This window comes from Akkermansia massiliensis (genome assembly GCF_023516715.1).
Taxonomy (GTDB): Bacteria; Verrucomicrobiota; Verrucomicrobiia; order Verrucomicrobiales; family Akkermansiaceae; genus Akkermansia; species Akkermansia massiliensis.
The window spans coordinates 662,175-684,741 of record NZ_JAMGSI010000002.1 but is presented as its reverse complement, the minus strand read 5'-3'; the positions used below and the strand labels follow the sequence as shown (position 1 = coordinate 684,741).

The following is a 22,567-nucleotide window of genomic DNA, read 5'->3' as shown; positions in this document are numbered from 1 at the left end:
TGTAAACCAATCCAGAAGGATTTTCATTAAATCTTAATTATCAATACATTATTTGTGTAACAATTTGTAAACCGCAATTTGTAAACCTTTTCCCATTTGATAGTCAATGCGTTATAAAATCCAGCGGTATTTTTACGCCTCTCGCCGTGGTGTTTACCCTGCTGTTCGGCCGGAAAAGCTGCTCTTCCATTCCCTTCACGTTCAGGAGAACCTTTTTCACGTTCACCCCCTCCCATTCCGAACCCTTGAATATTTCCCCTATCTTCCGGTTCTTCCTGGTGGCGGCAAGGTAGACGTATTTCTTCCCGTCCGCCGCTTTTCGGACGTACAGGCCGTAGCGTTCAAGGACGGTGGAATCTTCCGATACTTCCGCGCTGGCCGCTTCCTTGATGAACTCCCGGAGGGTGCGGTTCCCCATCATGGGCGGGGAATACCCCAGGAGCCATTCCAGGCAGCGTTCCCCGTCGTCGTCCAGCACGCGGGCGTAATCACTCCCGGAGGCCATGGCGGCGCATTCCTGCATGTCCCGGGGCGTCAGGTCTTCCCCGCTGGTGACAAAGTGCGCGGCGGCGTACACGGTGGAGAACATTTCCGCGCGGCGCCCTTCTTCTCCCTGGTCGGAAAGGTATTGCCTCAGGGTTTCAATGTTGCGGCGGATGGCTGGCGCATGGTGCATGATTCGGGTCACGTATTTGCGCCCCAAGTCCCCGGACCGGATGACGGCGGCCAGTTCATCATGCCTTCGGAAAACGGGTGCGGCTTCGGAAGGTTCCTTCTTTTCCAGTTCCAGTTCAAAAATGCGTGATTGCTCGCTGGCTTTTTCAATCATGGAGCGCACGGAGAACAGAAGGAAGGCGTTTCTCATGAGGTAGGTGACGCTTTTGCCGTCCGCGCCTCCCTTGGTGATTCCAACATCCCCGTCCGTGGCGGTTCTCAATAGGGCAAGGATTCTGACCATGTTGGCCGTCTTGGCGGGGTTGTCGGAGTCCGCTTCATCAAAGATGACCGGGCAGGAATCGCTTTCAAGCTTTTGCCTTAATCCGGCGTCCGTAGTTTCCAGCCCTTTGAAGTACCGAGCAACGCCCCCAATGAGAAGTTCAATGCTTTTCCTCAAGGTGGTTTTGCCGGTTCCCGCCGGGGCGTTGATCCAGCCATGGGCGCGGAAGTGGAGATACCCGGAAAGAATGGCCTGCGTGACGAGGCCCAGGCAAAGGAAGGCGTCTTCCTCGCGTTTCCATGAGTGCGCCTCGATGAACTCGGCAACGACTTTTCCTTCTTCGTCCGTCAGAATGTCATCTGACGGGGCCAGAAGAGGCTTGCCGGGCAGGTAGAGGGGCTTTCCCGTCCGGGCATGGTCCACGGGCAGGAAGGGGAGTTTCTGTTCGTTTTCCGGGGAGAATAGATAGACGGCATTTCCCGCATGGTACACGGCGGCCCCGTCTTCGTCCCATACGCCGCATTTCCGGATGGAGTCAGGGTCAAATTTGCGGTTGCTGGTTGTTTCGATGCAGTAGTCGATGGCCCTGTCCATGACCTGGCGGGGCGTTAGCTTACCGTCCGGATCAAGCGTCTTCTGCCACCATTCCACAGGGGCCAGAAAGCGCATGTTCACCGGCGTATGTTCCTTGGTGTTCCAATGGAAGAGAATTTCCGAGCGGCGCGCGTAGTAAACGAATTGCGCCCCCTGTGTTCCCAGGGCCAGAAAGGGGGGCTTCATGGCCTCTTCCCGCTCTTTCTGCAGGGCGGCGGCTTCTTCGTCCATGGAGCGCGCGCCGGGGGTCAGGGGCGTCGGGGCTAAGGGCGTGTTCATCCTTGTGCGAGAGTGGGCACGTTAGAAGTTTTCATGGAACGCATGGATGAAAACAAGCTTTCATAAAGCGCATGTTCACCGGCGCATAGAAGCATGTTCCGCGCGTCTTTGTAGGGGGGAGTCCAGTCGCGGATGACGCAGCCGGCGGCGGTCAGCCGTTCCCGAAGTTTGGCGGCGGCCTCGCGTCCTGCCTTGTCCGGGTCCAGGGCAAGAATGATGTTTTTACCGGCAAGCGGGGTTTCCCATCCGGTTTTGAAGCCTGACGCCCCGGGAATGGCTATTACGGCGGGAATGGTGGCTTCCAGGCTTCCGCGCCCGTCTTCGTAGGGGCGGCCCGTGTAGGGGTCAACGTCCTGCTGGTAGGCTTCCCGGAAGCATTCAAGAGCCTGACCTACGGCTAAACAGTCGCTTTCACCTTCCGTGACGATGACGAACCGCTTGCCGTGAGTGGAATCAAGTCCCCAGGGGGCCGCTGCGTTCCCTATGGGCCACAAAAAGCGCAATCCGCGCGAGTTGCCTTTCGTGGGGTTCATGGTTCCACGGGGTTTCCATTGCCCGTTTTCAAGCTTCAAGCAGGGGTTGGCATGGTGGTCCCTCCGGCGCAATTTGGCTCCGGTGTAGCGGGTATTCCCTTCTTCATCTTCCGCCGTGTACAGGTATAAAAGCCGGTTGTCCGGCGTCACCCCCAAAAGGCCCCGGCCCAGTTCCCGCGCCGTATGGATCAGCATCATCAGGGGATGAATGCCCAGTTCGCAAGCCAGTTCTCCAGCAAGGCGTTCATCTTTTTGCAACCTTTCCCGGCAGGCGTCGAGTTCGGCTTCATCCGGTGCGGAGACGAAGCGGGAGGGCTCCGCCGGAGGGGCGGCGGCTATGGATAGAGACGGGCGCGGCCTCACGGGGCTTTTGCGAAACGGAAGGGGCGTTCCGTCATCGTTGGGCGGCCTCACTCCTAAAACGTCACAGACGCCCCGCAGGACGCCGGGAAAGTCTCTTTTCGTGTCCAAGCCGTTCATGCCGGCGTGAAGGTCGAAGATGTCGCCGCCCCGGTCACAGGACCAGCACTTGAAGCGGCCATCTCCCTGGTATTCCGTGACGTGCAGCTTGAAACGCGCATGCGTTCCAAACGGGCACGGATAGATCATGAGGCTTCCGCGCTGCTGGGGCTGGCCCAAGGTGCGCCGGCAGTATTCATTCAGGGCGTCCGGGGTTTTCAGGTCCGCGAGTTCAAACTTCATGTTTTCCCTCCTTTCCCTTCCCCGTCATAAAGGCGTCCATGTCCTCAACGTTGTATCTCGCATTCCCCGATTTCCCGCCCCGTTCTGGTTGTAAGATACGAACACAATGCGATTCTCTTGCCTCGGATAAATACCGCCCCATACTGGATATGCTCATATCATACCGGGCGGCAAGCGTCTTCTGGCTGGCCCATACGGCTTCTATGCTTGTGGGGGCGTCTGTTTCCCTCATGTCCGTTTTCAGGCGTTCAAGAAGCCATTCAGACCAAGCCAGAGCGGCGGTTACGGATATGGGCATCATTCCCATTCCATCCGCTTCCAGCTTCTTCAACGGATTTTCCGAGAGGGCATTCATTTTCGCCCTCCTTTCTTCAAAAATTCTTGAGACCTTTTCTCAAGCCACGCTGTTACGTCGTCAAGTTTGTAACGCGGGTGTGTTCCTTTTCCTCCCAGCCCGCCGGAAAAATAAACACGGGGACAACCTTCCTTATTAAGTCGAACTAGAGAACCCTTGCTAATGTTCAGGGTCTTGCGTAGTTCCTCGCTGGTGATGTATGGTGTATTCCTGGAGCAGTCCTCCTGGTTGAATTTTATATTTTTTCTTACTGCACTCTGCTTTTGAGTGCTACCGTTTTTAGAAATACATCCGTTTTTCATGAAATGTCAAATTATTTTTTAGTCTTTTTTGTAATCGCCTAACCGTCATCCATTAAGGTTCCATCATTTTTTTATACCTTCTGTTGATACTCTTGAGACAGTCCTTGAGCAATCGGGAAGCAAGCTCGGAGGGCACGGGTGCGGCTTCCGGTGTCGTCCTGTTGGTTGGAATCCGTTCGATGTCCGCAAGAAACAACATAGGGAACAATGAGGGGTTTACTTGGCAAATCACGCACAAGTCATCAGGCCCCGGCAATTCCCGTAAGCCGTCTTTCATCAGGGCCGCCGCTTCCTTGAGTTTGCGGACGGCCTCGGTGACAAGGGCGGCGGCCTCTTTCGCTTTTTTCTGCGTTTCGCTCACAGATGAACCCATGGCGGAAATGTGGATGTCTTTTTCAAGGCATTCGGCTATGGCCGCCATGCTCATTCCCTGCTTCATCCATTTTTCCAAAGTGTCCTGACTGGCAAACCCCATGCGCTGAAAAGGCCGCTGATAAGGAGTTTTTACTTTTTTGCCGGAGGGAAAAGTGATCAGCTTCCCTTTCTCCGCATATCCCTGAACGGCCTTGCTCCATTCGCCGGCGTCAGGTGTTCCCGATTCCGATTTTACTGTGTTCATGTCGAAGTTCGTTTGCGATTTGTTCGTAGTCTTCCGCCTCCAATTCAACATTGAATATTGCCTTATCTACCAATATATCAATAAGTTGAGGCACGTTTACATGGCATCTTTCCGCCAGCCTCCGCAGTTTGAAACTCCGTTCATGGGAAAGGAGGAGTGAATAGGTTTCCCGAATGCTCTCTTTCCGGGTCTCCGTATTGTTCCCCAGCGCAGCGGCATAGAGCCATATTTTCAAGGATGGTTCTTTCATTGGCGGTCCGCGTGTTTTTTGGCATCCAGGAACAGGAGAAATTTCTTCTTCTCCAATTCGTCTTTCATGATGCCGATAACAATCTTTTTAAGATACTCTTCACAGGATAAACCGAACTTCTTCGCCTCTTCCGTGAGCGCATGAAGAACAGGGGCGGGAAGAGGGATTTCCATTTGATCTGCGTTCATCGAACAATGCCCCCTTTCCATTTCGTCAGGGCCGCGCGATCTTGCACGTCCTGATTGTCCATTTCTACGGCCCGCCAGAACAGGCAGACGGCAAGCCATGCCATTCCGGCAAGGATGATGCCGCGGGCCAGGCTGCACAGAACCGCCCCTGCCAAGGGCAGAACCGTATCAAACAGCGTTTCAAGTCTCATGCCGCTTCTCCTTTCCCGGTTGGAGATTCCTTCAATGACGGGCACGCCCGCCTGTTAATAATGCCGAGTATGTAAGCATCCAGCGAGAGGCCCTTCTTAGCGGCCTCCTGTCTCAACGCCTCCATGGCCCCGGGGTCAAGCTCTACCATGATTTGATGTTGCTTCGTCTTCATGACAAGACAAATATACAACACACGTTGATTTATTACAAGCAACATGTGTTGTATGTTGTCATATTTCTTGCAACCTAAGTTGTAAGAATGTATTAAAAAGCCATGCAGAAAAAAGAGGTGAAAATATGGCTCAAAGCTATAGGGAAGAATCGTGATTGGTTAGCAGAACAATGCAAAACAGGAAAAAGAATCGTAGATTCTTGGCTTTCTACTTCAAGAGCTATCCCTTCACACGCTCAAGCAATGATTTCGCTTCTCATGGAGCAGTACCCCGCCGCGGGAAACGCCCCTGCAACGTATCCAAGCGCGGCAGAAAATGCAATCACCCTCACAGTAAATGATGCCACCTTTGACGCCTGGAACAAGGCCGCCACGGCGGAAGGCAAGCTTCTCCGTCAATGGTGCGTGGACGTGATCAATGAAAGCCTTGAATAAACCGGCCCCCATCCCACGCCCAAAAGAAAACGCCCCGTAACGTCTTGTACGTCCGGGGCGTTCCTGTGTCCAGGGGGGGAAGCGGTTATTGCTTATCGGAAAAAGAATCAAACTTCCTGGCCAGGGCGGAAAGCAAGTTGACCGCACGAGAAAGCAAGGTGATGACTTTAGCACACCAGAAGCAGCCAAGGCAGGAAAAGGCCCCAGAAAATAGTTCAAGAACGGCAAGGGACGGACTGCTTTGAAAAGTAAACAAGGCCAGTACTACACCCGCAATCAGGGCAATTATTCCGATACCCCGGAACATATCTTCAACCGTTATTTCCGTTAAAGGCTTTTGAGCAACATTGATCTCTTGGGCTTCGTCTTCAGAAGAACCCCAAGCGGGATCATATAATTTTTCCCTGACTTCTTCTATCTTTTTACGACTCGGAACCGTTTCTCCCTTCTGCGCCAAAACCGTTTTGAACTCCACCCATTCTTGGCCTCCTACTACACACACTAAAGTTTCTGGTGTTATCATTCCACAATTACATTGAACTTTAACTGATTCCAAGTAATACGGCCCCTTTGTCTTTCCTTCCGCCGTGGCAATGTAGTACTGTTCCATGCTCCCTATCATTCAAGCTAGGGGTGTTCGTTCAAGTCCAAAATGGAAAAGGGGTGCAATTCATCTCCCCTCCCACTCCTATTTTGTAAACGAGACGGCTATTTTGTAAACGAATGTAAACGGGTTTGTAAACCAACTAGCATTGATAAATGAATGTCTTATAAATACGGTTTACAAGTTACAAAAAAATATACCTATATATGCGCGCGTAGAGGGAAGACATGCTTTCAGAAAACGCTCTTATCTGCTCCAGAAGACGTTCTCCGCTTCCTGGATTTGCTCAAGCTGTTCCGGAGCAAGGGAGATTTTACTTTCGAGAGGCACCCCAGGGACGCCCGCTACATCCTGCCGAACTCGGTCGCCGAATTTCTCGGGGGCGAAGCGGGCGGCCACTTTCAGCCGCGTTTCAATGGCGAGCTTCTTGGCGGCGACGGAGGCGGATCCGCATTGCGGATCGAGGGCAAGCCGGGATGCTTCATCCGCCAGTTCAATACATTCTTCAATCATTATTGCCGCCCCTGCTACGCGCGCGCATAGAAAGATGTCTCTAAACTTTGGATATTCATTTATCCAACGATATATGGAGGCGCGCGCCGGCATAGCCGGATCTTCACAAATATTCCGCAGTGTTTCACCGCTGGCCAGACGGAGACATATTTTTTCAGCCAGGGCGGGCGAGTATAGGGACGGCCGGCCCGTTTTTTTCTTTCCTGTCAGCGTATTCCTCTGTTTCCTGCTGGATAAAATCTAAAGCGGATGGCGTAAAAGGGGAAGCTTCTTCTCTGAAATGCGCCTGATTTGGTCCGGCGTGCCCCGTGGCTGGGCGTTCCACCATGGAGACAGTACACAAAGGCGCGGAAAAGGAGGAAGCGGCCTAAAAACGGGCTTTCATTGTCTTAAAGCGAGAGGTGTTTCATTGCTTCCGCTATGGCTGCGGAATCAGGACGGAAATATACCCGTTCAATCTCTTCGGAATCGTGTCCGACAATGACCCGGCAAAGGTCGGAAGGAACGCCAGCCAACCTCAACGCAGTAACGGCAGTTGCCCTCAAGCTGTGAAAGCTCAAATCAGCCTGTCTTCTTCTGTCCCCGTGACGAGGGGCGTTATTCATGTTTTCAATGAAGCCATGTTCCTTCAATAGTTCATGGAACTCCAAAGATAGCTTGCCTGATGTATTGTCTGCCTGTGCATGTTTCATAGCTGCCAACGGGAAAACATAATCACTCACCCGCCCCTCATAACGACGCTTCAAAACGTCCTTCAAGGAAGAAATGATAGGTTTATTCATTCTTCTCTTTGTTTTCTCCGTTGTCATGGCAATTAGCCCTCCCTCAAGATTGATCTGTTCCCATTTCAATTTGGCAATGTCTCCCAATCGCTGGCCCCCCGTATAGAGACACACACGCACCATGTCCGGCCATTCACCCGGTAAAATTTCTGTCAGGCGTTTTGCCTCCTCCATGGTAAAAGCTCTTCGTTCATGCTTGTCCGTCTTATCCAGCTTTCCGGGTGTTACCCTGTGAAAGGGATTGCTCCCAATCAGTTTGCCGTCTATGGCCCTGTTAAAGGCCGCCCGTAAGCAATCAGTTAGATTCTTTACTGTTCCGGAAGAAACCCGTTCCAGCTCCTTTTCCATGAAACGGCGGGCATGTTCAGACGTTACCATGTCTAACGGCATGTTTTGTGAATCTCCAAGCAATGCGAGAAACCGCTTTACAGCTACCCGATCATTCTTCAGTGTCCCATTCTGGCGGCTCTTCATCCATTCTTCCAGGTATTCCTTAACACCCTGCATGTACTGCTTGCCTCGCAAAAGTTTTCTTCCCGCCCTTTCCCCGGCAATGGCTTTCACCTTCTCGGCATCCACCCGTTCCCCGTTGGCGGCTTTTTCCAGTTCTTCGGCTATCAAACGGGCTTTGGCTTCGTTCTCCCTCATCACAGCCATTTTGCTTTTTCCTGGAGGAATAACGGAAGGGGTAACGGCTATTTTCGTTGTTTTCCGGATCTGCTTTCCCGCAACGCTGAAAAGGGCAACCCATGAATTCTTTCTTTTGATCAATCCGGCCATGTCTAACAGTGTTTTTTAATGATGTACACTTGGAGAAGATGAAAACGTACACTTGAGTGTACACCTATTTCATGCGTACTCATGATAACTCATGCAAGCAAGAAATGAAAAAACCCTTGAAGAATCAAGGGCTGTGAACAAATATGAAAGTAATAAAGTGGTGGGTAGAGAAGGATTCGAACCTTCGAAAGCGAATGCTAACAGATTTACAGTCTGCCCCCTTTGACCGCTCGGGAATCTACCCACTTGAAGTGATGTGCGGCGAATGTATAGGGATTCCGGCGCCTTAGCAAGTTTTTTTTGTAAAAAGTAGGTATGCCCAAGGACCGGAAAATCTTATGCCGCAATCATGCCTCCGGGCGGCAAACCGGGAGACGGTTCCTCAAGCCGCCGCCGCGCCGGATGGCGTGCCCGGGAGGCGGGAAAAGGTCCGGCAGCCGGAAGCGCCGTTCCTACGGCTCTCCCACATACACCGGCGCGCGGCTGTCCGGGGAATCCGCGTCCAGCTGTTCCAGCTGGGGCAGGATGTTCTCCATGCTTTCCCAGACGGCGGGAACAATCTTGATTCCGGTCCCGAACTGGGCCGCAATCATCAGGGCGTCCGACGGGCGGGCGTCCAGCTCCACCAGCTTGTCCATGACCTCGTTGGCGGCCTCCACCGCCACGCGGGCGTAAAAAACTTCATCCTTGCGGCCATTGATGAGCACCAGCCTCACCCGGCACTCCATGGCGGATAAAAAATGGGACAGCAGGGAGGACGTGTCCGGCCGCACCGGGCGTTCCCCGTTCAGGCTGCGCTCCAGCGCCATGCCGTCCGCCAGCTCCATGAAGATAACGCCCGCCTTGCCGGTCAGCGGATCACGCAGGCACACCCCTGCCCCGGCCCGGGTATAGAGCAGGGCGTACGGTTCCAGGGTGATCAGCTTTTCATCCGGCATGGCGTGCGGAAATCAAATGTTAAAAACCGGGATTGATGACTCGCTCCGTATACCGGGTAGCGACCTTGACGTATTTCTCCGCCCACTTGCGGTTATTATCCGCGGATTCCGGGCCCAGGTCCTTCACCACCTTGGCGGGGGACCCCAGCACCAGGGAATTGGGCGGAATGACGGTGCCCTTGGTGATCAGCGCGCCCGCGCCCACCACGGATCCCTGGCCGATGACCGCGCCGTCCAGAATGATGGACCCCATGCCGATCAGGCAGTTGTCCTCCACCGTGCAGGCGTGCAGAATCACGCCGTGGCCCACGGTCACGTACTTGCCTACATGGCAGCCGAAGTCGTCCGCCAGATGGATGCAGCTATTATCCTGGATATTGGAGTAATCTCCAATGACGATCTTGTTGATGTCCGCGCGCAGCGTGGTGTGGTACCAGATGCTGGCGTGCTCTCCAATGGTGACATCTCCGATCAGGTCGGCGCTTTCCGCCACAAAAGCGGTATCCGCCACTTTGGGCCAGAAGTTCGCGTAAGGTTCTCTTGCCATATAGGTCATGTATTAGTTGAAGATAAGACAGCATTCCAGCCTAAAAACGTTCATTCCACGGGTATGCCGCAGCCGGAGGCGGCCAGGGCCGCGCGCCTGGGGAAATGATGGATGGGGCCGCAGGCGGCCTGCCGGGCTATCCCTCCTCCCGGATGCCCTTCTTGCTGTTCTTCTCCCGCTTCTCCGCGTCCTTGCGCAGGGAAGCGGCCTTCTTTTCATTGCCGCCCTTTTCATAGTACCCGGCTATCTTCCTCTGGATGGCAACCTCCTTCTTCACCTTGAAGTAGTCGTCCGACTTGGTCCGGATATAGCGGTTGTAGGAGGATTCCGCCTCCTTGGCGAGCTGAAGAACGGCCTCCGGCTCCTGGGAGACATACTGGTAATACTGCCCCATCAGCGCCTCGAACACTTCCGCGCGGCGCGCGTAATCCTTCATGGACTTGCGGTACAGGGAAGCCACGCCGGCCTTGTCCCCGTTCTCCATCAGGATGTCCGCCTGCCGCTTGATGGCGGCGGAAGTCAGGTCGCTGCGGCCCTCGTCCGTCTCCTTTTCCAGCTTTTTCAGGTCCCGGGCCACATTGCGCTTGTTGGTGGAGGCGTCCCGCATGGGGAAAATGTATTCATCCTCCACGCGGGCGGCCATGGCCAGGTAATCCGGCCGGGAGCGGAACTTGCGCTTGATCATGGTCACCAGCGCATCCCATTCCTCCAGCTTCGTGCCGCTTTCCGGACGGCTCATCAGCGCGATCAGGCGTTCCCAGCCCAGAGGGCTTCCGGGGGTGGCCTGCGTGGCGGCTTCCAGCATCACCCGGACGCAATCCGGCTTCTGCATCTCTTCAAACAGGTCCGCTAGGGAAAGGTAATCCAGGGAGGTGTCCAGCCGGGAGCCGTTCACCTTCTTGTCCATGCCCTGTAGAAGAGTGGATTCATGCTTTGACTTGCGGTTGTGCGGATGGGAAAAATGCCCCGTATTGTACCCATACCCGCCATAGGACTGCCAGGTTTCGTCCGTCGTCAGCAGATTGATCCAGGCGTGCGGGCCGCGGTTGCCGTCCCCGGTGACGTAGGCGGAGGGAATGCCGTTGCACTTGGCGGTATTCACGGCAAAATAGGCCTGGTCCATGCAGATGCCGCCTTCATCCAGAATCTCCTGGAAGGTGTAATTCGTGTAAGGGTCCTTGCCGAGGGCGGCGCGGTCCATCCGGTAGCGGATCATGGAATAGGCGCCGCCCCAGCCTTTCCGGGTAAGGCGCACCTTCTTGCGCGCCCAGTCCATCTCCGACCTCGGCAGGCGCACGTCCACCACGAACAGCAGCTCGGAAGGGCTTAATTTGGTAATATCCGTAAGAAGCTCGTGGGCTTCATCCATCTCCACGAAGTACTCGAACACCTGTTCCAGCGTCAGGGGAGTGGTGGAAATGTTGGTGGAAGAAGAGGCCCGCAGCCTGGACGGACTGGAGGCGATGCGGGGGTCCAGCATGGCGCAGGCCAGCGCCAGGGAGGAATACTTGCTCCGGGGCATGGCGGAGGTTTTCATCCAGAACTCCGCCCACTTCCGCAGGATGCCTCCCCATTCCTCCCTGGGAGTCTGTTCCCGCGCCATCGTGCGCAGGAAGAGCCGCAGGGGGTCGGAGGGGTCTGAAAAAAGCCATGGATAGAAATACCTGGGGGAACTCTCCTGGATCTGTTCCTGAATGGTTTCCGCCCCCACCTTGCTGATGAGCTGGTACAGCTCATTGGCGCGCATGAGATAGGGGCTTTGATCGTACATGGACACGTCGAATTTGCCGAATTTGATGACCTTAACGGCGTCACGTTCCAGATTGGACCGCAGGAAACCGGCGTACAAGTCATAGCGGCCCGTCTCCAGGGCCAGATTGAAGGCGTCCGTAAACAGCTTTCTATTGGCGGCGTTATTGGCCTTCAGGCTGACCAGCAAAACGGGCTTCTTAAAAATCTCCAGCCGCGGATCTTCCTCCTGGACCACGGGCTCTTCCTTCAGTTCCGCGGGAGCAGGCTTCACCGCTTCCGGTTCCTTCTTCTGCCGTTTTCTGGCGGCTTCCTCCGCGGCCAGGCGTTCCGCTTCCAGCCGTGCTTTTTCCGCCGCCTCCGCACGCGCCCGTTCCTCCGCAGCCTTGCGCGCCGCCTCCAGCTCCGCAGCCTTCCGTGCGCGCGCCGCTTTCGCTTCCGCCTCCCTTCTGGCCGCCAGCTCTGCGGCCCCCGCCTCCCGTTGAACGGAAATGCGGTGGTAAACCACTCCGCCGCCGGCAAGAGCCAGCACCAGGATAATGGTCATGACAATTCCCCCGGAGGAGGATTTTTTACGCTTGGGAGAACCGGGACGCAAGGGATTGACAGGATTCATGGGATAAGGCTTGAACGGGTTGGAGCAAATTGGGCAGGGAAGGAAAAAAGATTTCCATCCCTGTTCCGTTTGACATAAAAGCGCAATACCCTCCCAAGGTCAACTTGAAACAACGGTCTTTTCCGGAGAGTCCATCTTCCGGAACCCGTTAAGAATCAAACCAAGGGATTTTTCCTTGTGTTTTCATAGCCATTTTATAGGATGAGGTTCTCACGTGTTCCCAAAAACATGAGAAAAATACAAGTATCCTGCTGATTATTCCATCATCTTTATCCGTCTTTCGCCACCTATGAATATTTCTCATGCTCTCAGCCCGCTTCTGGCCGTCATTTCGGGAGGCCTCCTCTCCGGAACGGCCCTCAGTGACAACATCGTGCTGCCTCCGCCGGACAAAAAGGGCGGCAGGCCGCTCATGCAGGTTCTGAATGAACGGCATTCCACCAGATCCTTCGCAGACAAGCCCATTCCGATGGAAATCCTGTCTTCCCTGCTCTGGGCGGCTCAAGGCGTCAACCGGGACGATCCTGATTACCGTACGGCGCCGTCCTCCCAGAATTCCAACGAAATAGAAATCTATGCCGTCCTGCCGCAGGGCGCCTATCTTTACAAGCCGGAAACCCACCAGTTGGAGCGAGTGGTTCAGGGCGATATGCGTGCCGCCACGGGAACGCAGGAATTCGCGGCTACCGCGCCGCTGAACCTGGTCTATGTGGTGGACCAGTCCAAACAGCCCGGAGACTTTGACGCCAAAAGAAAACTGGTCACGGCCTGCACGGGCGTGGGGTTCATCGGAGAAAACGTCTATCTTTTCTGTACTTCCGCGGGCCTCGGCACCGTCTTCCGCGCCATGATTGACGCCGACTATATCCAGCGGCGCTTGAAACTCCCCGTCTTTAAAAAAGTCCTGTACGCCCAGAGCGTCGGTTACCCGTCCGATTCCTGAAAGAAACCATGAACCGGAACGCTGTGATACTCGCCGTTCTGGCGGCGCCTCTTCCCCTTGCCTGCGCAGAAATCTTGATGGACCCCCCCGCTCCCATCAAGGTAAAAGACGCCAGAAACTGCTACCGCCTCAGCCCGGAGCTGTACCGTTCCGGACAACCCGGCGGCGACGGGTTCAAGGCCCTGGAAAAGCTGGGGCTCAAATCCGTCCTGAACCTGCGGGAATACCACAGCGACGCCGATGAGGCGGAACATACCGGACTGCGCCTGTACCGCATTAAACTGGCGGCAGGGAAAGTGACCCGGGAAGAACTCATGGACTGCCTGCTGGTCATCAGCAGAGCGCCCAAGCCCGTTCTGGTGCACTGCTGGCACGGGTCCGACCGCACCGGCATTGTCTGCGCCGCCTACCGCATCGTCATGCAGGGCTGGAAGCCGGAAAAGGCGCTTGAAGAGCTGATGGACGAACGCTTCGGGCACCACCGGTCCTACTACTCCAACCTCGCGGAACTGGTCAGAGACACGGACTGGAAGGCGTTCAAAGAGGAATTCCGGAGAAAAAGGCAGGCTCAGGGCGTCTGACACGCAGGCTACGGCTCCCCCCATGGCGCGGGTTCATGGAAAAAAGCTTTTTCCGGTGACGCGGGCAGAAGGCCCGGCGGTTTTACCACTGGTTGTCCAGGTTTTTGGTATCTATCTTTCCAGGCTCCTTGTTGCGCTCCTTCATGCCGCGGATGGGCTTGGGCTCCTTCTCGTGAAGGTCCAGGACATCAATCACATTCTCCCCTTTTTTCAGGAAGGGGGCCGGAACATACAGCCTTAATTGAGGCCCCACATTCCAATACCGCCCCACATTCACGCCGTTCACCCACACGTATCCCTTGGCATAGCGGGACATGTCCAGGAACGTGTCCTGCGGCTCTTCAATGTTCACGACGGCCCGGAAATGCGCTCCTTCCCGTTTCCGGGAAGGGCCCTTTCCCTTGGGCGCCTGGACAATGGAGTCAGCCTTCAGGGGAAGGGCCCTCACCGTCCAGTTCTTCAACTCGCGCGTTCCCAGCTTCACAGGGCCGTGCAGCCCCTTGCGGTCGCTCTCCATGCTGATGTGGAAATTGATATGTCCCATGGCCTCCACCAGGATTTCCAGCGTTCCCGGCTTCTTGCGCTCCGGCAGCTCCACGCTCTTCTGTCCCAGGCGTCGGTCCAGCGTGCCGACCGGCTCCCCGTTCAGGTACACCTGGGCATAGTCATTGACGTTGGCGAATTCCAGCGTTTCAGACGGTCCGGCCGGAACGGTGGCGCTGTAAACGGCGATGCCCTGGTTCTGGTTCCACTGTTCGAAATAGGGCGGCTGCGGGAACTTGGACCGGAAGGGCTTGGGCAGGTTCTCCCAAAGGCCGGCATGGACCACGGGCGTGAACTCCGGAATCTCCATGGCCGGGATGTCCGCGGGAGGTTCCGGCACGGCGGCTTCCGGAGGCAGTTTTTCCAGGATGATTTCCCTCATCTGGGCGTAATATTCATTCATCCGGCCCTGTTCGTCCACGGGAGAGCCGTAATCGTAACTCGTCAGGTCCGGCTGGTATTTTCCCGGCCCCCCGTTGTTGGCGCCCGCCGTAAACCCGAAGTTGGTGCCACCGTGGAAAACGAACAGGCTGAAGGAGCGCCCCTTGTCCATAAACCAGCGGACGTGGTTGACAATGCCTGGGGTGGGGGCCCAGTTCCCCTCCCCCCAGTGCCGCAGCCAGCCCGGATACGTTTCCGAGGAAAAAACGGGAACGCCCGGATTGCACTTATTAGCCACCTCCCAGTGGCCGTCGTTCAGCCCCGGGTCCAGTCCCACGGCCACGCCGGGAAGCACCACCCCTTTCAGGAAATGTTCCCCCGCGCCGTCGGACGTGTAAAAGGGGCCGAAGCCCTTCCTGGTCCAGAACGCTTTCAGCCACTCCATGTACTTGCGGTCCTTCCTCTGGTAGCTCCCGTATTCGTTCTCAAGCTGGGTCATCAGGATAGGGCCTCCGTTTTTGACCAAAAACGGCTCCGCCACACGGGCCACGGCTTCCAGATACCGCGTCTGCGCCTTCATGAATTTGGCGTCTTCCGTAGTCCTCAATTTGGCCTTGGGATCCTTCAGCAGATAATGGGGCAACCCTCCCAGGTCCCATTCCCCGCACACATAGGGACCGGGGCGGAACAGAACCCACATGCCTTCCTCCTGGCATATCTTGAGAAACTCTCCCAGATCGCGGTTGCCCGTCTTGAAGTCAAAGCTGCCGTCCGGCTGTTCATGGTCGTTCCAGAACACGTAAAACGCAATGGTGTTCAAGCCCATGGCCCGGGCAGTCCTGATGCGGTGCCTCCAGTACTCCCTGGGGATGCGCTGGGGATGCATCTCCGCTCCGCGTATCTGGAACGGTTTTCCATTCAGCATGAACTCCTGGTTCCCTTCCCCGCCGAACTTGAACACGGCGGGGGCTCCACCGGAAGGAGCGGGCTTCTGCACATTCCGGACAGCCCCGGGACCGGCCCATGCCAATGCTCCCACTCCGGCGGCCATCAGGGCGGCAGCCCAACTGAAACCATATTGCTTCATCATGCTGAACTGTTAATCCATTTGAAGACGGTTGCCAATCACAATTTTACCCGCCGCCGCCGCACCTGTGAGGCGTCCTTCCCTTCCCCCGGCGGACTACCGGGGCCGGACGGCAGGAATTTCTCCTGCGGCGAGGAATATTATCACGTCATACGCCTCCATTCCTTTGCGCGAAAGCCGGAGGGCGCCTGTCTAAATTCAGCGATATGAAAACAATTGTTCTTCTGCGCCATGGAGAAAGCACGTGGAACCGTGAAAACAGGTTCACCGGATGGACGGATGTGGACCTGACGGAACTGGGGATAGAGGAAGCGAATCATGCGGGCGACCTGCTGAAAGACAAGGGCATGGCTTTTGACCAGGCTTACACCTCCTACCTCAAGCGCGCCGTGAAGACGCTTAACTGCGTGCTGGACCGTCTGGACCAGGACTGGCTGCCCGTCGCCAAAAGCTGGCGGCTGAATGAAAAGCACTACGGCATGCTCCAGGGGTTGAACAAAAGTGAAACGGCCCAAAAATACGGAGACGAGCAGGTGCTGATCTGGCGGCGCAGCTATGACGTGGCGCCCCCTCCCCTGGCGGAGGATGATCCCGCCAACCCCAAGTGGGACCCCCGCTACAAGGGGGTGCCGGATAACGAACTTCCGCGGACGGAATCCCTGAAGGAGGCCATTGACCGCATGATGCCCTACTGGGAGGGAACCATCCTCCCCTCCCTCCGGACGCTGGACAATATCCTGATCGTGGCCCACGGCAACACGCTGCGCGGCATGATCAAGTACCTGAAAAACATCCCCAACGACCAGCTTCTTTCCCTGAACCTTCCCACCGCCATTCCCTATGTGTTTGAATTTGACGATTCCCTGAACCTGGAGAAAGACTACTTTCTGGGAGATCCGGAAGAAATCCGCAAACGCATGGAAGCCGTCGCCAGCCAGGGAAGCGCGAAAAAAAAACCGCCGACCGCCTAACCCCCCTCCCTTCCACATGACCGACCATTCCTGCCGCATTGCGTTTTTTGACGCCAAGCCCTACGACCGGGACTCCTTCAATCCGATCAACGAGCGCGAATTCCATTACGACATCCGCTACTTCAAGGGGCACCTCACCCCGGACAGCGTGCCGCTGACCCGCGGCACGGACGTGGCGTGCATCTTCGTCAACGACACGGCAAACCGGGAAGTGATCCGGAGCCTGAAGGAAAACGGCGTCAAACTGCTGGCCCTGCGCTGCGCCGGATTCAACAACGTGGACCTGAAAGCGGCGGAAGAAGCGGACCTGCCCGTCGTCAGGGTCCCCCAATACTCCCCCTATGCGGTGGCGGAACACGCCGTAGCCCTGATGCTCTCCCTGAACCGCAAGATACACCGCGCGTACTGGCGCACCAGGGACGGCAACTTTTCCCTGCACGGGCTGATGGGCTTTGACATGAACGGGAAAACGGCCGGCATCATCGGAACGGGGAAAATCGCCAGAATCCTCATCCGCATCCTCAAGGGTTTCGGCATGAACATCCTGGCCTACGATCCGTACCCCGACCAGCGCTTTGCGGAAGAAGCCGGCATTACGTACACCACGCTGGACGACCTGTACGCCCGGTCCGACATCATTTCCCTGCACTGCCCCCTCACCCCGGAAACGGAATACCTGATTAATGCGGACTCCATCGGCAAAATGAAGGACGGCGTGATGATCATCAACACGGGACGCGGCAAGCTGATTAATACGGAAATGCTGATTGACGGCCTGAAATCAAAAAAAGTGGGGTCCGCCGGCCTGGACGTGTATGAAGAGGAAGGTGAATATTTTTACGAAGACAAGTCCGACCGAATCATTGACGACGACACCCTGGCGCGCCTGCTCTCCTTCAACAACGTCATCCTGACCTCCCACCAGGGCTTTTTCACGAAGGAAGCCCTGCACAACATTGCGGAAGTCACCCTGCACAACATCCGGGACTTCCTGGAAGGCAAGCCGCTGGCCAACCGCGTATCGCTCCAGTCACACTGAACGCACCCGGCACCTGCTTCCGTGAGAGGAATGCGCGCGGCTCCCATCCGTGTTTTCCCCGCAGGGCCGCCGTCCGGCATCCGTATGCCGGACGGCGCATGAAGTTCATGCGCCAGGGAATGCGCCCCGGCGGAGTGAGCGGAAAAGACGCCGCCGCTTTTCCGCGCCAGAGGACAGGCACGTCATAGGAAACAGTTTCACCCCCCTCTTTCTCCACTACCGGCCGCCTGACCGCGCGCATCACATTCCCTTCATAATCCCAGCTCTCCAGCGACCACTGCACGTTGTAAATGGGCGGAGCCCGGTACACGCATTCCACGGAAAGCTCCGGTATCCGGTACGGCGGGAAGGGAGCCGGAAAACAACAGCCTTGAACCAACTGGGAGAACGGGTTGCCGGGCATCCAGGAACAACTGCCTCCCCAGGGTAATGGAACAGCCGTTCAACTGGAAAAACAATTCGGCGGCAATCCAGTCCGTTCCCGCCTTTCCATTCAGGCCCGGCCATCTGTTTGCGGCCACCTCCACCACTTGCAGCAAGCACGGCACGGACGGCTTTTCCCGTTCCGCCGGCGGAAGGCTCTCCCATATAGGCCGCCACAGGCGACAGGCGCGTTTTTTCAGGCAGGATTACGGGCTGTTCAAAAGGTTCCTCGTCAAAGCCGTCCAGGACCTTTTCAGCCTTCAGCGCTCCCGTGTCCATTCCGGACAGGAGGAAAATCAGCAAATAACGTTTCATCATCAATCATCAGGGCAGCCAGGGGGTATTCCGGCCATCGTTGATTAAATGCTCTTGACGCATGGAGAACAAGCAGCTTTTCCTCTTTCTTCCTTCTCAACATACTACTGGAAATTTCCGGAAAATTATCCGGCCCAGCGTCAAGCTTCCCAGCTGTAAAAACTCCCTTGTTAAGTCCCTCCGGAGGCCGGAGAATCGCCGGCCCTCTCGCCATTCCGGAACCATATCCGGAGGGAAGGCACGAAAAATCCTGCCCACTTTTTTATTGACGGCAACAGCGTCTTGAAGGACAAGATGAAATAGATTAACATCTGTCTTTCAACTCCAACCATCCATATCCAACATGAAACTGCTCTTAATGCTGAATGCCTCCCTCCTGCTCTGCGCAGCCGTCCAGGCCAAATTCCCGGCGGACGGACTGATTAAAACGGCAGCCTCCGGCGCCATTCAGGGGAAGACCGTCCTGATGAAGGCTGAAAATGCGGAACTTTCCAAAAGCAAGCTGGCAAAAATACGGTCCGTCAAATTCATCGCCGGCATGGCGGAAAAAGACTCCGGCGCAAGCTGGGAAATCAACGTCGCCCAAGACGGGGAATACATCCTTGAAGCCTGGTACACGTTCCCCTGGACGGCTACCGCTTCCGCCCGCTATGAACTGAAATGCGGCGACAGCGCCCCCTTCCTGTGGAATGTGCCCACTTCCGGCGGCGGTGAGGCCGATGGGGGAATCTACCATCTGGGCCGCATGAACCTGGTTAAGGGAAAACAAACCTTTACGCTCAAGAAAAAAGGGAGGGACGGCATTTACATCCGCTATATCCGGCTCATTCCCGCCTCTATCTTCCCGGTAGTCCAGCCGGCGGCCAGCGGCAAAATCACGCTCTCGCCTGAAAACTGCCTCATCACGCATGCCCTGGCAAAAGATGCGGGAAAATTCAACATCCTGTCCCACTTCAGCTCCGTCAGCTGGGAAATCTTCACCAAAAACGGAGGAACCTATACGGTAACGACGGATTATGCCATTGCCGATCCCGCCTCCACCCTGTTCAAGCTGGGTTATTCCATCAATGACAAGCTGACGGAATTCACTTTTCCGGGAACCGGCGGATGGTCCCGGTTCGTAAAGCACTCCCCCGGCGTCCTTACCCTGCCGCCGGGAAAATGCACCCTGACCGTCAAGGGAATCACCAGCGGCGCGGAAACAAAGTCCATTGTACTTGCCCCCGCGCCGTAGGCGCCGGGCCTCTTTTCCTCCGGAATCCGGCTCTTTAAAGGAAAAAGGGAGAAGGAACAGCCTTCATCATTTTTCTTTACGTCTCACGCCGTCTGTGGAAGATAGGAAACGGCTTGCCTGTCCGCCGGGCAAGCCGTCTCAGTACCAGCCTGTACCGGGACTTTCCCTGCGGAAAAACCCGTTCCGGGGTTCCGCGGCCGCGCACGTAAAATACGCATCGCCCCTTTTTCTGTAAGCACAATCACTTTTCGCCGTACTTATACCATGAGCACTCCGGCCCCTCTCTCTCCCTCCGTTCTGGCTCCCAAACCGCATTATGCCGCCCTGGACGGCCTGCGCGGCGTAGCCGCCGTCATGGTGGTCCTGTTCCACATGTTTGAAGGAAGCGCCAGGGACTTCCAATTCCACACGGACCAGATCATCAACCACGGCTATCTGTCCGTGGACTTCTTCTTCATGCTGTCCGGCTTCGTCATCGGGTATGCCTATGACGACCGCTGGGGAAAGATGAGCCTGTGGAATTTCTGCAAGCGGCGGCTGGTGCGCCTTCAACCCATGGTGGTCATGGGGATGCTGCTGGGTGGAGCCCTCTTTTACTTCCAGGGGTCTGAAATCTTCCCGAACATCGCACAGACCCCTGTATGGAAAATGCTGCTGGTCATGACCGTGGGGTTCACGCTGCTGCCCGTCCCCGTTTCCCTGGATATTCGCGGATGGACGGAAATGCACCCGCTGAACGGTCCGGCCTGGTCCCTCTTCTTCGAATACATCGCCAACATCCTTTACGCCGTGCTCATCAGGAAATTCACCAGCCGGTGGCTGGCGGTCCTGGTCTTCCTGGCGGCCTGCGCCCTCATCCACCAGTGCTACACGCAGGGCAACAACATCGGCGGCTGGACGCTGGACGTGGAACAGTGCCGCGTGGGATTGACGCGGCTCATGTTCCCCTTCTTCGGCGGCCTGCTCCTGTTCCGCCTGTGCAAGCCCGGCCGGGTCAGGCACGGCTTCTGGTGGTGCAGCCTGCTTCTGGTGGGAGCGCTGGCCATGCCGCACGTGGGCGGGGCGGAAAACTTCCGCCTGAACGGCCTGTATGACGCCTTCTGCATCATCGTCATCTTCCCCGCGGTGGTCTTTCTGGGAGCCAGCGACATCCCAGGCGACATCTCCTCCCGGGCCAGCCGGTTCCTGGGAAACATCTCCTACCCCCTTTACATCACCCACTATCCCATCGTTTACCTGTACCTGGCCTGGGTGCACGATGCGGAAGTGCCCTTTTCCCGCGCTCTCCCCGTGGCGGTGGGCGTCCTGTTCATCTGCATTGCCGTGGCCTACGGGTGCCTGAAGCTTTATGACGAACCTGTGCGCGCATGGCTTTCCAAACGCGTGCTGGCGCGGCGCGCACCGGAACAGCCCAGGCCGTAAAACGGAGCCCAGGGCATAACAGCGGTTCGGGGCGCCAGGAAAACAACGGGAGCGCCGGGACAAACATCTGCCTTGCCCCCGGCGCGGCCCAGCCGGATACTGGCGGCGGTCTTCCATGGAAAAACTGCCGACATCCTCCAAAGCGCTGCGCTACCTGCCCTTTCTTGTGGCATCGGCATTCTTCATGCAGATGCTGGATGCCACCATCCTGAACACGGCCATCCCCACCATCGCCCGCAGCTTCAACAGCCACCCGCTGCAGCTTCACTCCCTGGTGACGGCCTACATGCTTACCGTCTGCGTCCTGATACCGGCCTCCGGATGGATATCCGACAAGCTGGGCTCGCGCCGCACTTTTCTCTTCGCCATCTCCGTTTTCTCCGCGGGGTCCCTGCTGTGCGCCCTCTCCACCTCCGTCGCCATGATGACGGCGTGCCGCGTCATCCAGGGAATCGGGGGGGCCTTCCTGATGCCCGTAGGGCGTCTGGTCGTCCTGCGCTCCTATCCGCGCTCCATGTTCGTCAACGTTCTGAACATCGTGACGATTCCGGCGCTGCTGGGGCCTCTCCTGGGGCCGGTGCTGGGCGGCATCATCGTCCAGTACGCCTCCTGGCACTGGATCTTCCTGATCAACATTCCGGTGGGCATCGCAGGCCTGTGGGCCACCTGGAAACTGATGCCGGACCTTAAAGCGGTCCGGGAACAGAAATTCGACTGGGCGGGCTTCTTCCTCTTCTCCTCCTCCGCCGTGCTGGTCACCATGGGCCTCTCCACCGCAGGAGGCGCAGCCGACAAGACGCGCATGGCCCTGCTCCTGTCCTCCGGAGGCGTGTTCCAGCTCCTGTACTGGGTGCTGGCGTTCCGTTCAAAGGCGCCCATCTTCAGCCCCTCCCTGTTCCGCATCAGGAACTTCGCCATCGGCATCGCCGGCAACATCGTCTGCCGCCTGGGGGGAAGCTGCCTGCCGTACCTGATTCCGCTCTTCTTCCAGGTGGTGCTGGGTTACTCCGCCCTCCAGTCCGGCATGTCCCTGATTCCCCTGGCGCTGAGCAACCTGCTGGCAAAAACGGTCGCGCCGCGCCTGCTCGGCAAATTCGGCTACCGGAACATCATGGTCGTCAATACCTTTACCATCGGGACGCTGCTGGCCGCCTTCTACTTCATCAGCCCCGGCACCCACGAACTCACCCTGCTGGGCATGCTCGCCCTGCTGGGCGCGGCCAACTCCATTCAATTCACCTGCATGAACACCCTGACGCTGATTGACCTCCCCAACGCGGACGCCAGCAGCGGCAACTCCCTGCTCTCCACCATCATGCAGCTCTCCATCGCCGTCAGCATTGCCGCGGCCTCCCTGCTGCTGGACAGCTTCGGCGGCCATTCAGCCACCTCCGGAAAGGCCGTGGAAGCCGCCTTCCACGCCACCTTCGTCACCATCGGCGCCATTGCCGCGGCCAGCTCCTTCATCTTTGCCCTGGTGGATAAAAACAAGGGCATCACCCGCAGACGGAAAAAAGCGGCCTGACGCGCGGGAACGCGGC

General features: G+C 56.8%; 23 protein-coding genes and 1 tRNA gene. 8 read left to right on the top strand and 16 right to left on the bottom strand.

Annotated features, from left to right (window positions below):
* Positions 1 to 103 precede the first annotated feature (103 nt).
* From M8N44_RS10560 to M8N44_RS10530, 7 genes are all read right to left on the bottom strand, one after another.
* Complete coding sequence (locus M8N44_RS10560; protein ID WP_102727916.1) at positions 104 to 1,810, bottom strand: hypothetical protein; 1,707 nt, start codon at positions 1,808 to 1,810, stop codon at positions 104 to 106.
* Positions 1,807 to 3,045 carry a toprim domain-containing protein gene (locus M8N44_RS10555; RefSeq protein WP_102727915.1) on the bottom strand — a complete coding sequence of 413 codons (1,239 nt, stop codon included), beginning with the start codon at positions 3,043 to 3,045 and terminating at the stop codon, positions 1,807 to 1,809. The genes M8N44_RS10560 and M8N44_RS10555 overlap by 4 nt, the downstream gene beginning before the upstream one ends.
* Positions 3,035 to 3,400, bottom strand: a complete 366-nt coding sequence (locus M8N44_RS10550) for a hypothetical protein (protein WP_102727914.1) — start codon at positions 3,398 to 3,400, stop codon at positions 3,035 to 3,037. The genes M8N44_RS10555 and M8N44_RS10550 overlap by 11 nt, the downstream gene beginning before the upstream one ends.
* A gap of 354 nt (positions 3,401 to 3,754) precedes the next feature.
* Positions 3,755 to 4,321 (bottom strand): hypothetical protein, encoded by a 567-nt coding sequence (locus tag M8N44_RS10545; protein WP_102727913.1) that lies wholly within the window; start codon positions 4,319 to 4,321, stop codon positions 3,755 to 3,757.
* Positions 4,322 to 4,567: 246 nt separating this feature from the next.
* A complete protein-coding gene (locus tag M8N44_RS10540) occupies positions 4,568 to 4,759 on the bottom strand; it encodes a hypothetical protein (protein ID WP_102727912.1) in 192 nt (63 codons plus the stop codon).
* Positions 4,756 to 4,950, bottom strand: a complete 195-nt coding sequence (locus tag M8N44_RS10535; RefSeq protein WP_102727911.1) for a hypothetical protein — start codon at positions 4,948 to 4,950, stop codon at positions 4,756 to 4,758. The genes M8N44_RS10540 and M8N44_RS10535 overlap by 4 nt, the downstream gene beginning before the upstream one ends.
* Positions 4,947 to 5,123, bottom strand: coding sequence for a hypothetical protein (locus M8N44_RS10530; RefSeq protein ID WP_180975126.1), 177 nt, complete (start codon positions 5,121 to 5,123; stop codon positions 4,947 to 4,949). The genes M8N44_RS10535 and M8N44_RS10530 overlap by 4 nt, the downstream gene beginning before the upstream one ends.
* A gap of 102 nt (positions 5,124 to 5,225) precedes the next feature.
* On the opposite strand from M8N44_RS10530, the gene M8N44_RS10525 reads away from it, so the two are divergent.
* Positions 5,226 to 5,558, top strand: a complete 333-nt coding sequence (locus M8N44_RS10525) for a hypothetical protein (RefSeq protein ID WP_146021057.1) — start codon at positions 5,226 to 5,228, stop codon at positions 5,556 to 5,558.
* Between the two features lie 85 nt (positions 5,559 to 5,643).
* On the opposite strand, the gene M8N44_RS10520 is transcribed toward M8N44_RS10525, so the two are convergent.
* The 7 genes from M8N44_RS10520 to M8N44_RS10490 form a co-directional block, all read right to left on the bottom strand.
* A complete protein-coding gene (locus tag M8N44_RS10520) occupies positions 5,644 to 6,168 on the bottom strand; it encodes a hypothetical protein (protein WP_146021056.1) in 525 nt (174 codons plus the stop codon).
* A gap of 240 nt (positions 6,169 to 6,408) precedes the next feature.
* Complete coding sequence (locus M8N44_RS14065) at positions 6,409 to 6,837, bottom strand: terminase small subunit-like protein (RefSeq protein WP_343207018.1); 429 nt, start codon at positions 6,835 to 6,837, stop codon at positions 6,409 to 6,411.
* Positions 6,838 to 7,064: 227 nt separating this feature from the next.
* A complete protein-coding gene (locus M8N44_RS10510) occupies positions 7,065 to 8,237 on the bottom strand; it encodes a tyrosine-type recombinase/integrase (RefSeq protein WP_102727906.1) in 1,173 nt (390 codons plus the stop codon).
* Positions 8,238 to 8,395: 158 nt separating this feature from the next.
* Positions 8,396 to 8,481, bottom strand: a tRNA-Tyr gene (locus M8N44_RS10505).
* Positions 8,482 to 8,689: 208 nt separating this feature from the next.
* Complete coding sequence (locus M8N44_RS10500; RefSeq protein ID WP_022396415.1) at positions 8,690 to 9,175, bottom strand: bifunctional nuclease family protein; 486 nt, start codon at positions 9,173 to 9,175, stop codon at positions 8,690 to 8,692.
* 19 nt (positions 9,176 to 9,194) lie between these two features.
* Entirely contained in the window at positions 9,195 to 9,722 is a 528-nt protein-coding gene (locus M8N44_RS10495; protein ID WP_249853106.1) for a gamma carbonic anhydrase family protein, read from the bottom strand.
* 136 nt (positions 9,723 to 9,858) lie between these two features.
* Positions 9,859 to 12,087: a transglutaminase-like domain-containing protein gene (locus M8N44_RS10490; protein WP_102749367.1), complete on the bottom strand. Its 2,229-nt coding sequence runs from the start codon at positions 12,085 to 12,087 to the stop codon at positions 9,859 to 9,861.
* Between the two features lie 289 nt (positions 12,088 to 12,376).
* Here M8N44_RS10490 and M8N44_RS10485 point away from each other — a divergent pair, with 289 nt between their 5' ends.
* On the top strand, positions 12,377 to 13,030 hold the full coding sequence (locus M8N44_RS10485) for a nitroreductase family protein (RefSeq protein WP_102727903.1): 654 nt from the start codon (positions 12,377 to 12,379) through the stop codon (positions 13,028 to 13,030).
* An 8-nt stretch (positions 13,031 to 13,038) separates the two neighbouring features.
* Complete coding sequence (locus tag M8N44_RS10480) at positions 13,039 to 13,611, top strand: tyrosine-protein phosphatase (RefSeq protein ID WP_102727902.1); 573 nt, start codon at positions 13,039 to 13,041, stop codon at positions 13,609 to 13,611.
* 82 nt (positions 13,612 to 13,693) lie between these two features.
* Here M8N44_RS10480 and M8N44_RS10475 read toward each other — a convergent pair whose 3' ends face one another.
* Positions 13,694 to 15,625, bottom strand: coding sequence for a beta-galactosidase (locus M8N44_RS10475; protein WP_205597360.1), 1,932 nt, complete (start codon positions 15,623 to 15,625; stop codon positions 13,694 to 13,696).
* 203 nt (positions 15,626 to 15,828) lie between these two features.
* Here M8N44_RS10475 and gpmA point away from each other — a divergent pair, with 203 nt between their 5' ends.
* Together gpmA and M8N44_RS10465 are read left to right on the top strand one after the other, a co-directional pair.
* On the top strand, positions 15,829 to 16,593 hold the full coding sequence (gpmA, locus tag M8N44_RS10470; protein WP_102721613.1) for a 2,3-diphosphoglycerate-dependent phosphoglycerate mutase: 765 nt from the start codon (positions 15,829 to 15,831) through the stop codon (positions 16,591 to 16,593).
* 16 nt (positions 16,594 to 16,609) lie between these two features.
* Positions 16,610 to 17,632, top strand: a complete 1,023-nt coding sequence (locus tag M8N44_RS10465; RefSeq protein ID WP_022396422.1) for a 2-hydroxyacid dehydrogenase — start codon at positions 16,610 to 16,612, stop codon at positions 17,630 to 17,632.
* A gap of 240 nt (positions 17,633 to 17,872) precedes the next feature.
* Here M8N44_RS10465 and M8N44_RS10460 read toward each other — a convergent pair whose 3' ends face one another.
* A complete protein-coding gene (locus M8N44_RS10460; RefSeq protein WP_146021055.1) occupies positions 17,873 to 18,373 on the bottom strand; it encodes a hypothetical protein in 501 nt (166 codons plus the stop codon).
* Positions 18,374 to 18,713: 340 nt separating this feature from the next.
* On the opposite strand from M8N44_RS10460, the gene M8N44_RS10455 reads away from it, so the two are divergent.
* The 3 genes from M8N44_RS10455 (at position 18,714) to M8N44_RS10445 (ending at position 22,551) form a co-directional block, all read left to right on the top strand.
* Complete coding sequence (locus tag M8N44_RS10455) at positions 18,714 to 19,604, top strand: carbohydrate-binding protein (RefSeq protein WP_102733210.1); 891 nt, start codon at positions 18,714 to 18,716, stop codon at positions 19,602 to 19,604.
* 264 nt (positions 19,605 to 19,868) lie between these two features.
* Positions 19,869 to 21,026, top strand: coding sequence for an acyltransferase family protein (locus tag M8N44_RS10450; protein ID WP_102721617.1), 1,158 nt, complete (start codon positions 19,869 to 19,871; stop codon positions 21,024 to 21,026).
* 115 nt (positions 21,027 to 21,141) lie between these two features.
* Positions 21,142 to 22,551 carry a DHA2 family efflux MFS transporter permease subunit gene (locus M8N44_RS10445; protein ID WP_102727277.1) on the top strand — a complete coding sequence of 470 codons (1,410 nt, stop codon included), beginning with the start codon at positions 21,142 to 21,144 and terminating at the stop codon, positions 22,549 to 22,551.
* Positions 22,552 to 22,567: the final 16 nt, after the last annotated feature.

Excerpts from the sequence above, each read along its gene's own strand:
- M8N44_RS10495 (WP_249853106.1), bottom strand. The coding sequence starts at position 9,722 with ATGGCAAGAGAACCTTACGCGAACTTCTGGCCCAAAGTGGCGGATACC.
- M8N44_RS10545 (WP_102727913.1), bottom strand. The coding sequence starts at position 4,321 with ATGAACACAGTAAAATCGGAATCGGGAACACCTGACGCCGGCGAATGG.
- M8N44_RS10510 (WP_102727906.1), bottom strand. The coding sequence starts at position 8,237 with ATGGCCGGATTGATCAAAAGAAAGAATTCATGGGTTGCCCTTTTCAGC.
- M8N44_RS10555 (WP_102727915.1), bottom strand. The coding sequence starts at position 3,045 with ATGAAGTTTGAACTCGCGGACCTGAAAACCCCGGACGCCCTGAATGAA.
- M8N44_RS10455 (WP_102733210.1), top strand. The coding sequence starts at position 18,714 with ATGAAACTGCTCTTAATGCTGAATGCCTCCCTCCTGCTCTGCGCAGCC.
- M8N44_RS10530 (WP_180975126.1), bottom strand. The coding sequence starts at position 5,123 with ATGAAGACGAAGCAACATCAAATCATGGTAGAGCTTGACCCCGGGGCC.
- M8N44_RS10480 (WP_102727902.1), top strand. The coding sequence starts at position 13,039 with ATGAACCGGAACGCTGTGATACTCGCCGTTCTGGCGGCGCCTCTTCCC.
- M8N44_RS10450 (WP_102721617.1), top strand. The coding sequence starts at position 19,869 with ATGAGCACTCCGGCCCCTCTCTCTCCCTCCGTTCTGGCTCCCAAACCG.
- M8N44_RS10540 (WP_102727912.1), bottom strand. The coding sequence starts at position 4,759 with ATGAACGCAGATCAAATGGAAATCCCTCTTCCCGCCCCTGTTCTTCAT.
- M8N44_RS10465 (WP_022396422.1), top strand. The coding sequence starts at position 16,610 with ATGACCGACCATTCCTGCCGCATTGCGTTTTTTGACGCCAAGCCCTAC.
- M8N44_RS10490 (WP_102749367.1), bottom strand. The coding sequence starts at position 12,087 with ATGAATCCTGTCAATCCCTTGCGTCCCGGTTCTCCCAAGCGTAAAAAA.
- M8N44_RS10485 (WP_102727903.1), top strand. The coding sequence starts at position 12,377 with ATGAATATTTCTCATGCTCTCAGCCCGCTTCTGGCCGTCATTTCGGGA.
- M8N44_RS10460 (WP_146021055.1), bottom strand. The coding sequence starts at position 18,373 with ATGATGAAACGTTATTTGCTGATTTTCCTCCTGTCCGGAATGGACACG.
- gpmA (WP_102721613.1), top strand. The coding sequence starts at position 15,829 with ATGAAAACAATTGTTCTTCTGCGCCATGGAGAAAGCACGTGGAACCGT.
- M8N44_RS10560 (WP_102727916.1), bottom strand. The coding sequence starts at position 1,810 with ATGAACACGCCCTTAGCCCCGACGCCCCTGACCCCCGGCGCGCGCTCC.
- M8N44_RS10535 (WP_102727911.1), bottom strand. The coding sequence starts at position 4,950 with ATGAGACTTGAAACGCTGTTTGATACGGTTCTGCCCTTGGCAGGGGCG.
- M8N44_RS10500 (WP_022396415.1), bottom strand. The coding sequence starts at position 9,175 with ATGCCGGATGAAAAGCTGATCACCCTGGAACCGTACGCCCTGCTCTAT.
- M8N44_RS10445 (WP_102727277.1), top strand. The coding sequence starts at position 21,142 with ATGGAAAAACTGCCGACATCCTCCAAAGCGCTGCGCTACCTGCCCTTT.
- M8N44_RS10475 (WP_205597360.1), bottom strand. The coding sequence starts at position 15,625 with ATGATGAAGCAATATGGTTTCAGTTGGGCTGCCGCCCTGATGGCCGCC.
- M8N44_RS10520 (WP_146021056.1), bottom strand. The coding sequence starts at position 6,168 with ATGGAACAGTACTACATTGCCACGGCGGAAGGAAAGACAAAGGGGCCG.
- M8N44_RS10525 (WP_146021057.1), top strand. The coding sequence starts at position 5,226 with ATGCAGAAAAAAGAGGTGAAAATATGGCTCAAAGCTATAGGGAAGAAT.
- M8N44_RS10550 (WP_102727914.1), bottom strand. The coding sequence starts at position 3,400 with ATGAATGCCCTCTCGGAAAATCCGTTGAAGAAGCTGGAAGCGGATGGA.